This is a genomic window from Paenacidovorax caeni, assembly GCF_001298675.1.
In the GTDB taxonomy this organism is placed as follows: Bacteria; Pseudomonadota; Gammaproteobacteria; order Burkholderiales; family Burkholderiaceae_C; genus Paenacidovorax; species Paenacidovorax caeni.
On the sequence record NZ_CYIG01000073.1, the window covers coordinates 1 to 9984 of the forward strand.

General features: G+C 68.9%; 8 protein-coding genes. 5 read left to right on the forward strand and 3 right to left on the reverse strand.

Translation table 11 applies throughout. The features are described from left to right. The coding region (locus BN2503_RS17995; RefSeq protein WP_054257989.1) for a diguanylate cyclase domain-containing protein at positions 1–816 on the forward strand (816 nt) is incomplete at its 5' end. A gap of 87 nt (positions 817–903) precedes the next feature. Here the strand turns inward: BN2503_RS17995 and BN2503_RS18000 are convergent. Together BN2503_RS18000 and BN2503_RS18005 are read right to left on the reverse strand one after the other, a co-directional pair. Next, entirely contained in the window at positions 904–2604 is a 1701-nt protein-coding gene (locus tag BN2503_RS18000; RefSeq protein WP_054257990.1) for an EAL domain-containing protein, read from the reverse strand. A gap of 121 nt (positions 2605–2725) precedes the next feature. Further along, positions 2726–4006: a cyclic di-GMP phosphodiesterase gene (locus BN2503_RS18005; RefSeq protein WP_054257991.1), complete on the reverse strand. Its 1281-nt coding sequence runs from the start codon at positions 4004–4006 to the stop codon at positions 2726–2728. A 74-nt stretch (positions 4007–4080) separates the two neighbouring features. Between BN2503_RS18005 and recG the strand changes: the two genes are divergently transcribed. Genes recG through ubiA form a run of 4 tightly spaced genes read left to right on the forward strand, consistent with a single transcriptional unit; the run spans position 4081 to position 8683 of the window. Beyond that, a complete protein-coding gene (gene recG / locus BN2503_RS18010; protein WP_054257992.1) occupies positions 4081–6213 on the forward strand; it encodes an ATP-dependent DNA helicase RecG in 2133 nt (710 codons plus the stop codon). A 21-nt stretch (positions 6214–6234) separates the two neighbouring features. Then, positions 6235–7200, forward strand: coding sequence for a LysR substrate-binding domain-containing protein (locus tag BN2503_RS18015; protein WP_054257993.1), 966 nt, complete (start codon positions 6235–6237; stop codon positions 7198–7200). Between the two features lie 31 nt (positions 7201–7231). After that, positions 7232–7753 carry a Dps family protein gene (locus tag BN2503_RS18020; RefSeq protein ID WP_054257994.1) on the forward strand — a complete coding sequence of 174 codons (522 nt, stop codon included), beginning with the start codon at positions 7232–7234 and terminating at the stop codon, positions 7751–7753. Between the two features lie 57 nt (positions 7754–7810). Beyond that, entirely contained in the window at positions 7811–8683 is an 873-nt protein-coding gene (gene ubiA / locus BN2503_RS18025; protein ID WP_054257995.1) for a 4-hydroxybenzoate octaprenyltransferase, read from the forward strand. A gap of 52 nt (positions 8684–8735) precedes the next feature. Here the strand turns inward: ubiA and proC are convergent, their stop codons facing one another. Continuing rightward, complete coding sequence (gene proC / locus BN2503_RS18030) at positions 8736–9563, reverse strand: pyrroline-5-carboxylate reductase (RefSeq protein ID WP_054257996.1); 828 nt, start codon at positions 9561–9563, stop codon at positions 8736–8738. Between the last annotated feature and the right edge of the window lie 421 nt (positions 9564–9984).

Sequence of the window (9984 nt, forward strand, 5' to 3'; positions counted from 1 at the left end):
CTGGTCGATTTCCTCACCTCGTGGCTGGGCCTGCACATTCTGGGGATCGACCAGTCGATGGCGCGGCAGGTCGTTTCGGTGCGCCAGGGGCTGAGTGCGGCGCAGGCGTTCGAGCGCGAGCGCGAGACGCATGACAACGGCATCCAGGCGCTGCTGAAGATGATCAGCAAGCTGTACGCGGCCCTGTCGGTGCAGAACGCGCAGCTGGCCGAGGCCAACCAGCACCTGGAGGCGCGCGTGGCCCAGCGCACGCGTGAGCTGGAAGAGGCCAACGAGCGCCTGCGCACGCTCTCGCGCACCGATGCGCTGCTGAACATCGCCAACCGCGCGCATTTCAACGAATGGCTGGAGCAGGCCTGCGCGCTGGCGCGCCGCGCCCAGCGCCCCGTGGGCTTGGTGATGATCGATGTGGATTGCTTCAAGCGCTACAACGACCGCTACGGCCACCAGCAGGGCGACGCCTGCCTGCAGGCCGTGGCGCGCGCCGTGGCGGGCTGCGTGCGCCGCGGCACCGACCTGGTGGCGCGCTACGGCGGCGAGGAGCTGGCCGTGGTGCTGCCCGAAACCGACGCGGCCGGCGCCCAGGCCATGGCCGAGCGCATGGTGCAGGCGGTGCGTGCGCTCGATCTGCCGCACGCCGACTCGCTGGCCGGGCCCTGGGTGACCATCAGCGCGGGCGTGTGCAGCCAGGTGCCCAACGCCGCCCCGGGCGGCGCCAGCGGCTCGGCTGCGCTCATCGCGCGCGCCGATGCCGCGCTGTATGCGGCCAAGCACCAGGGCCGTAACCGCGCAGTAGCGGCCACTGAAAGCTCCTGAAAAAGTAGCTGGCAGCGCTTTTCTGGCGCTGCGTTGGGTGGCTTTTGTTTTGTAAAACGAGGTGCGGCAAGCGCTGGCAGCTATGGATTAAGTAGCGCCTTTGGCCATGTGCTGGCGCACTTCCTCGATCGGCATGGGCCGCGCGAACAGCCAGCCCTGTGCCTGTTGCACGCCCTGGGCGCGCAGGAAGTCGGCCTGCGCCTCGGTTTCCACGCCCTCGGCGATCATGGTCAGGCCCAGTGACTGGGCCATGGCGATGATGTGGCTCACCACGTTGGCCGTTACCGCGCCGGTGCCGATCGGATCGACGAAGGTCTTGTCGATCTTCAGGTAGTCCAGCTCCAGGCGCGTCAGGTAGGCCAGGCTGGAGTAGCCGGTGCCAAAGTCGTCGATGGCGATGCGCATGCCCAGCGCACGCAGCGCGTGGATTTGCGCACCCGTCTGCCCGGTGTGCATGAAGACCCGCTCGGTGATCTCGCCGATGAGCTGCGACGCGGCCACGCCGTGGCGCTGCAGCAGCGTTGACAGGCTGGCGTGAAAGCGTCCGTCCAGCAGGTCGTCGCCCGTCACGTTGATGGCCAGGTGGAACTGCGGGTCGGCCTGCAACAGCGCGCGCGTCTCGGTCAGCACGCGCTCGGCCACCCAGGCCGTGAGCGCGCTGATCTGGCCGCTGCGCTCGGCGGCGGGAATGAACACATCGGGCGAGACCATGGTGCCGTCGGGGCGGTGCCAGCGCATCAGCGCCTCCAGGCCCACCCAGCGGCCCGTGGCCAGCTCGACCACGGGCTGGTAGACCATGCTGAACTCGTCCTGGCGCAGCGCCGTGCGGATCATGGCGGGCATCGAGGTCTGGCGCCACATCACCCAGAACACCAGCCCCGCCAGCAGCAGCCCGAGCAGCAGGCCTACCGGCATCATCTGCAGGGCCCGTGCGTGCCAGCGGCTTTGCAGCTCGCGCGTGGGGATCACGGCGAAGCCCACGTAATCGAAGGGCGAGCCCTGCAGCACCACCAGGTGCTCGCGCTCGCTCACCTGGGGCGGCGTGGTACTGAGCGCGTCGATGAGCGGCGCATCCAGCGTGCCGCGCGAGAACAGCAGCTTGCGGCTGCGCGGGTGCAGCGTGCCGATGGCGATGCCAGCGTCGGGCATCCAGCCCAGCACGTCTTCCGACCACTCGGCGCGCAAGATGATGGTGTAGCCATCCAGCGTGGACAGGGTGTAGCGTGCGTCGCCAGCGAACGGCAGCTGCACGCCCAGGCGCAGCTCCGCCCCCGAGGGGCTGAGGTAGTCGGGCGCCGGCAGGGGAATGCCCGCGCTGTGGCGGCCGGCCGTGGAGCACAGCAGGTGCCCGTCGCGCACGTAGCCGATATCGACCACCAGGTCGCTGCCGTAGTTCAGGCGGCGCATCAGCGCCAGGCTGGCGTTCGAGCAGGGGTCGGCCGTGCCCTGGGCGCGCAGCGCCTGGAAGGACTGGAAGGTGTACTCGCGGATGCGGTCGGTGCGCTGCACGGCGTAGTGCGCCAGTTGCACCGCGATGGCGCGGTATTCGTCCAGCGTCTGCACGCGTGCCAGGTACACCGACGAGATGGCGAACGCTACGCCCAGCAGCACCGACAGCACCAGCGCTGAACGGTTGCTGCGGTGGCCCAGCCAGGACAGCGCGCGGCGCAGCCTGCGCGGCCTGGGGGGTGTGGGCGAGGGGGCGGTCGCCATGGCTGGATCAGGCTCTGCACGTACGCCAAGGCGGCGGCCCGCCCCGGGCGGTGCGCAGACATCGTTCAGCCCCATGCGTCGATCCTTCGGCAAAACCACCAATGTGTGCAAATGTAAAGGCATTCGCCCTGCGCGCGCAGGCTGGCCACGCCCGGCGGGTGGCGCAGCGTGCGCCACAGGCGCTGGGTTCGCTCTCCTACCAGGGCTGCTGCGACAGCCCGGACCAGAGTTCATCCAGGTCCGGGAAGCGCCACTTCGCCGGGTCTTCGCGCGCAGTGATACGGTCGCTGCAGCCGGGGGCCGCCAGGTCCACGGTTTCGGGTGGGATGCGCAGGTCGGACTTGGTGGAAAAGAACACCTTGACCTGCGGCGACACCAGGGTGGCCGGGTTCTGCTCGACCACCACGCCCAGGCGCCCGGACTCGAGGCGCACCAGCGAGCCAATGGGGTAGATGCCCAGGCTTTTCACGAAGGCCTGGAACAGCCGCGAGTCCAGGTGCCCGCGTGTCCACTCGGCCATGCGGCGGATGGATTCGGCCGGATCCCAGCCATTCTTGTAAGGGCGGTTGGAGGTGATGGCGTCGTACACATCGCAGATGGCGGCCATGCGCGCGATGGTGCTGAGCTTGTCGTTGCCCAGGCGGTCGGGGTAGCCCGTGCCATCGGTCTTCTCGTGGTGGTGCAGGCAGGCGTCCAGCACGGCAGGCTCCACGCCACTGCCTTGGCGCAGCATCTTCCAGCCTTCCACGGGGTGGGACTTGACCAGCGCGAATTCCTCGTCGGTGAGCTTGCCCGGCTTGTTGAGCACGGCCAGGGGGATGGCGGCCTTGCCGAGATCGTGCAGCAGCCCGGCCAGGCCGGCGGTGCGCACCTGGCCCTCGTTCAGCCCGATCTGGCGGCCCAACGCCACCATCAGCGCGCACACGGCCACGGAGTGCATATAGGTGTAGTCGTCGGCGGTCTTCAGCCGCGCCAGGCTGATGAGCGCGCCGGGGTTGCGCAGCACCGAGTCGGAGATCTCCTCCACCAGGCCGGATGCCGCGGCCACGTCCACGGCCTTGCCCATGCGGGCTTCCTTGAACATCGAGACCACGGCCTGCTTGGCGTTGCTGCAGATCTGCGCGGCGCGCCGGATTTCCATCTGGGTGCTGGTGGGGCCCAGGTCGCGCTCGGGCGGGGGCGGCAACTCGGGCGAGACCACGTGCAGCGGCGGCATGGCGTCGAGCGCGCTGAAATCGGTGGCGATGCGCTCCTCGACTTCTTCTGGGGACAGGGCGGGCTTGCCCGCGGCGACATCCTTGCCGCGCGAGACGTCGATCCAGACCTCCTGCACTGCTGTGCTGTAAATGCGCTCCAAATCCTTGGGGTCTTCCAGCAGGAAGCGGGTGCGCCAGAACGGGTGCTCCATCCAGGAGCCGCAGAACTCGTGGAGGTACATCCCAAGGGTCAGGTCTTCGACATGGATGCGCTTGAGCATGGTTAATATTTTATTAATCGCGCAATATTATACGATAGCTTAAATGAATGATAAAGTCATGGTAGCCTTTTTGCGTGCCCCCCTCGACCCCGCCTTCCGCCGCCCCGGCGCCCGCCCGGCCTAAGCCCAGCCCCGCACAGCAGGCCCTGCGCAAGCTGGGGCTGGTGCGTGACATCGACCTGGCGCTGCACCTGCCGCTGCGCTACGAGGACGAAACGCGCATCACCCCCATCCGCGCGCTGCGCGACGGTGCCGTGGCGCAGATCGAGGCTACCGTGACCGCGTGCGAGGTGCAACTGCGCCCGCGTCGCATGCTCAAGGTGGTGGTCGATGATGGCACCGGCACCTGCGAGCTGACCTTCTTCAGCTTCTACCCCTCGCACCAGAAGACCCTGGCCGTGGGCGCGCGCCTGCGCCTGCGCGGCGAGGTGCGCGGCGGTTTCTGGGGGCGGCAGATGCTGCACCCGGCCTTCCGTAAGGCCGAGGGCGAGCTGCCCCAGGCCCTGACGCCGGTGTACCCCACGGTGGCGCAGTTGCCGCAGGCCTACCTGCGCCGCGCGGTGGTGGGTGGGCTGCAGCGCGCCGACCTGTCCGAGACCCTGCCAGCGGGCGTGGCGCCGCCTTGTTTTTGGGGTTCAAACGGCCTGCAGCGCGCGTGGGACTTGCGCGAGGCGCTGCAGTTTTTGCACCACCCCACGCCCGACGTGGCCTTGGCAACGCTGGAGGACCAGAGCCACCCGGCCTGGCAGCGCCTCAAGGCCGAGGAGCTGCTGGCGCAGCAGCTGTCGCAGCTCACCGCTAAGCGCGAGCGCGATCGCCTGCGCGCGCCCGAGCTCCGGCCCGCGCCGCCGCAGGGCGTGCCCGGGCTGGCGCTGCACGAGCAGTTGCTGGCGGCGCTGCCCTTCACGCTCACGGCGGCGCAGCGCCGGGTGTGCGACGAAATCGCCCATGACATGGCGCGCAGCCGCCCCATGCACCGGCTGCTGCAGGGCGATGTGGGTGCGGGCAAGACCGTGGTGGCGGCGCTGGCCGCTGTCATCGCCATCGATGCCGGCTGGCAGTGCGCGCTCATGGCGCCGACCGAGATCTTGGCAGAGCAGCATTTCGGCAAGCTTGTGGGCTGGTTGGAGCCGCTGCTGGCGCCCCGGGGGCTGCGCGTGGCCTGGCTGGCGGGCGCACAGAAGAAAAAGGAGCGCGCGGCCATGCTGGCCCTGGTGGCCAGCGGCGAGGCGGCGCTGGTGGTGGGCACGCACGCCGTGATCCAGGAGCAGGTGCAGTTCGCGCGCCTGGGGCTGGCGGTGATCGACGAGCAGCACCGCTTCGGCGTGGCGCAGCGCCTGGCGCTGCGGCAAAAGCTGCAAGACCAGCGCATGGAGCCGCACATGCTGATGATGAGCGCCACGCCCATTCCGCGCACCCTGGCCATGAGCTACTACGCCGACCTGGACGTCTCCACCATCGATGAGCTGCCCCCTGGGCGCACGCCCGTGGTCACCAAGTTGATCGCCGACAGCCGCAAGGACGAGGTCATCGCGCGCATCGGTGCCCAGGTTGCACAGGGGCGCCAGGTGTACTGGGTGTGCCCGCTGATCGAGGAGAGCGAGGCGCTGGACCTGTCCAACGCCACGGCCACGCACGCCGACCTGAGCGAGGCGCTGCCCGGCGTGCAGGTGGGGCTGTTGCACTCGCGCATGCCCAGCGCCGAGAAGAAAGCCGTGATGGCGCAGTTCACCAGCGGCGCCATGGGCGTTTTGGTTTCCACCACCGTGATCGAGGTCGGCGTGGATGTGCCCAACGCCTCGCTCATGGTGATCGAGCATGCCGAGCGCTTCGGCCTGTCCCAGCTGCACCAGCTGCGCGGGCGCGTGGGGCGCGGCGCTGCCGCATCGGCCTGTGTGCTGCTGTATGCCACGGGCGAGAGCGGGCGCCTGGGCGAGACCGCCCGGGACCGCCTGCGCGCCATGGCCGAGACCAACGACGGCTTCGAGATCGCGCGGCGCGACCTGGAGATCCGTGGGCCGGGCGAGTTCCTCGGTGCGCGCCAGTCCGGCGCGCCGCTGCTGCGTTTCGCCGATCTGGAGACCGACAAGGCGCTGCTTGAATGGGCACGTGAGACTGCCCCGCTGATGCTGGACCGCCACCCGGCGCTGGCCCAGCGGCACATCACCCGCTGGCTCGGCGGGAAATCCGACTTTCTGAAAGCCTGAGAGCGCTGCACAATTGCACACATGACACTGACCGAACTCAAGTACATCGTCGCCGTGGCCCGTGAAAAGCACTTCGGCCGCGCCGCTGATGCCTGCTACGTGTCGCAGCCCACCCTCTCGGTGGCCGTGAAGAAGCTCGAAGACGAGCTGGACGTGAAAATCTTCGAGCGCAGCGCGGGCGAGGTGACGGTCACCCCGCTGGGCGAAGACATCGTGCGCCAGGCGCAGAGCGTGCTGGAACAGGCCGCGGCCATCAAGGAGATCGCCAAGCGCGGCAAGGACCCGCTGGCCGGCGCGCTCACGCTGGGCGTGATCTACACGATTGGCCCCTACCTGCTGCCCGAACTGGTGCGCCAGGCCATTGCGCGCACGCCCCAGATGCCGCTGATGCTGCAGGAAAACTTCACCGTCAAGCTGCTGGAGATGCTGCGCACCGGCGAGATCGACTGCGCCATCCTGGCTGAACCCTTCCCCGACACCGGCCTGGCCATGGCGGCGCTGTACGACGAGCCCTTTATGGCGGCCGTGCCCAGCAACCACGCGCTGGCCGAGCGCGACAGCGTGTCCACCGAGGACCTGAAGAACGAGACCATGCTGCTGCTGGGCACGGGCCATTGCTTCCGCGACCATGTGCTCGAGGTCTGCCCCGAGTTCGCGCGCTACGCCAGCAACGCCGAGGGCATCCGCCGCACGTTCGAGGGCTCGTCGCTGGAGACCATCAAGCACATGGTCTCGGCGGGCATGGGCGTGACGCTGGTGCCGCGCCTGTCGGTGCCGCGCGATGCGCTGCACCGTGGCGCGCGCCGCCGCAAGAGCGACGACAACCACATCCGCTACCTGCCCATCCAGGATGCCGATGGCGGCGGCCCCCCCATGCGCCGCGTGGTGCTGGCCTGGCGCCGCAGCTTCACGCGCTACGAGGCCATCGCCGCCTTGCGCAATGCCATCTACGCCTGCGAACTGCCCGGCGTGACCCGTTTGTCTTGAAGTCCCGCAACCCCAACCAGGAGGTAACCCCATGGCCAAATCCAGCAGCAAGTCCGCCACCACCGCCAAGGGCGGCGCGCCGCGCATCAACATCGGCATTGGCGAGAAAGACCGCGCCGCCATTGCCCAGGGCCTGTCGCGCCTGCTGGCCGACACCTACACGCTGTACCTGACCACGCACAACTTCCACTGGAACGTCACGGGCCCGATGTTCAACTCGCTGCACGCCATGTTCATGGCGCAGTACACCGAGCTGTGGAACGCCGTCGATCCGGTGGCCGAGCGCATCCGCTCGCTGGGCCACGCGGCGCCCGGCTCCTATGCCGAGTTTGGCAAACTGACCTCGCTGGCCGATGCGCCCGCCACACCGCCCCAGGCGCTGGAGATGGTGCGCATCCTCGTCGAAGGCCACGAGGCCGTGGCGCGTACCGCGCGAGCGCTGTTCCCGCTGGCCGACAAGGCTGGCGACGAGCCCACCGCCGACCTGCTGACCCAGCGCCTGACGGTGCACGAGCAGACGGCGTGGATGCTGCGCTCGCTGCTGGAAGATTGATAGCACTCAGCGCAAGCTGCAAAAGGGCTTCGGCCCTTTTTTCTTTGGATCACGTACATGCCTGACACACCGCGGCGCAGCCGCCTCTCGCTCTACCTCGATCTGATCCGCTTCAACCGCCCCGCTGGCTGGCTGGTGCTCGTCTGGCCCACGCTGGTGGCGCTGTGGGCGGCGGCGGGGGGCTTTCCGGGCTGGCACCTGCTGGTCGTTTTCGTGCTCGGCACGGTGCTGATGCGCAGCGCCGGCTGCTGCATCAACGACATCGCCGACCGCGACTTCGACCGCCACGTCAAGCGCACCCAGGCCCGCCCCATCACCAGCGGCCAGGTGTCGGTGAAGGAGGCCGCGCTGCTGGGCGCGCTGCTGGCGCTGGTGTCCCTGGCGCTGGTGCTGACCACGCGCTGGGAGGCTGTCGCCTGGTCGGTGCCGGCGGTGCTGTTCACCATCCTGTACCCGTTCACCAAGCGTTTCTTTGCCATGCCGCAGGCGTTCCTGGGCATCGCGTTCAACTTTGGCATCGTCATCGCCTTTGCCGCCGTGCAGGGCCAGGTGCCCGCCACGGCCTGGGTGCTGTGGCTGGCCAACCTGTTTTTGGTGCTGGCCTACGACACCGAGTACGCCATGGTGGACCGCGACGACGACCTGAAAATCGGCATGAAGACCTCGGCCATCACGCTCGGGCGCTTCGATGTGGCCGGCATCATGGTGTTCTTCGCGCTGTGCCTGGCGCTCACGGCCTGGGCGTTGTGGCCGCTGGTGCCCGGCTGGCCGCTGGCGCTGGGCCTGGGCGCGGCGGCGGCGCAGGTGGCGTGGCACTACACGCTGATCCGCGAGCGCACGCGCGCGGGCTGCTTTACCGCATTCAGCAAGAGCCACTGGATTGGCGTGGCGCTGTTTGCCGGGGTGGCGCTGGGCTACGCCCTGCGATAGCTCCTGTTTTGATAGCTTCCAGCGCTTGCCTGGCAAGCGCTGGAGCCGATTTTTACTTGAATTCGTCGCCCAGTTCGTGCGCGCGGGCCTCGGCGGCGTCGAGCGCGCGCATGAAGCGCTGGGCCACGCCATCGGCCTCCATCGACTCGATGGCCGCGTGCGTCGTGCCGCCCTTGGAGGTGACGCGCTGGCGCAGCACCTGGGGCGGCTCGTCGGAGCGGCGTGCCAGCTCGGCCGCGCCAGCGAAGGTGCCCACCGCGAGCTGGTGCGCCTGCTCGCGCGTCAGGCCCATGTCGACCCCGGCCTGCGCCATGGCTTCGAGGAAATAGAACACGTAGGCCGGGCCCGAGCCGGACAGGGCGGTCACCGCGTCCAGCAGCGCCTCTTCTTCGACCCACAGGTGGGCACCGGTGGTGGCCACGACCTGCTCCACCAGGGTGCGCTCGGCGGCGCTGACGCCGGGGCGCGCGAACAGCCCGGTCATGCCCTGGCCGATCAGCGCGGGCGTGTTGGGCATGGCGCGCACGATGCGCTCGCTGCCCAGCCACTGGGCGATGCTGCCGGTGCGGATGCCAGCGGCCACGCTCAGGTGCAGTGCGCCGGGCGTGTGCGCGGCCACCTGGCGCGCCGCTTCCTGGAAGTTTTGCGGTTTGATGGCCCACACCACCAGCCGTGCGCGGTCCAGTTGCGGTCCAGCCTTCTCCAGCGCCGTGATGCCGAACTGGCGGTGCAGCGCGGCCCGGGCCTCGGCGAAGGGTTCGACCACGTCGATGCGTTCGGCCGGCAGGCCCTGGCGCAGCAGGCCGCCGATGATGGCGCTGGCCATGTTGCCGCCTCCGATGAAGGCGATGGGGGTTTCGATGGCGAAGGGGGTGGTCATGGGCGGGTCCGTGGATGGTTGCGGACGGCAGACTACCAAAAACGCAGCAGCCCGCGCGCGTCTGTGCGCAAATTGCGGGCATATAGGGTGCAGAAGCCCCGTGGGGATTGCGCTGGTAGCTCTCGTTTTTGTAGTGTTTTTGTGGGGTTGTTTCCCGGGGCCGAGACTCGCCCCGGCGGGCGACTCCCTTTTCTTGCTCGTGCAAGAAAAGGAAGCAAAAGAAGCACGCCCCTGCTGTCCGTATCCCCTGCGCTGCGCTCCGGGGCAGCCTGCGGTGCTCGGGCGTGGGGCGGTGCCGCGTAACTCACTGCGCGCTACGCGCTCCGTTCAAACAGACGCGGCAAGTCAGATCACGAAGCGCGTGTGTCCTGCGGCACACGCGCCCGCCCCACGCCCTGCGCTCCTCGGTACGGCCAGAAGG

Coding starts and splice junctions, on each gene's coding strand:
- BN2503_RS18000 (WP_054257990.1), bottom strand. CDS start 2,604: ATGGGGCTGAACGATGTCTGCGCACCGCCCGGGGCGGGCCGCCGCCTT.
- BN2503_RS18005 (WP_054257991.1), bottom strand. CDS start 4,006: ATGCTCAAGCGCATCCATGTCGAAGACCTGACCCTTGGGATGTACCTC.
- BN2503_RS18015 (WP_054257993.1), top strand. CDS start 6,235: ATGACACTGACCGAACTCAAGTACATCGTCGCCGTGGCCCGTGAAAAG.
- BN2503_RS18020 (WP_054257994.1), top strand. CDS start 7,232: ATGGCCAAATCCAGCAGCAAGTCCGCCACCACCGCCAAGGGCGGCGCG.
- ubiA (WP_054257995.1), top strand. CDS start 7,811: ATGCCTGACACACCGCGGCGCAGCCGCCTCTCGCTCTACCTCGATCTG.
- proC (WP_054257996.1), bottom strand. CDS start 9,563: ATGACCACCCCCTTCGCCATCGAAACCCCCATCGCCTTCATCGGAGGC.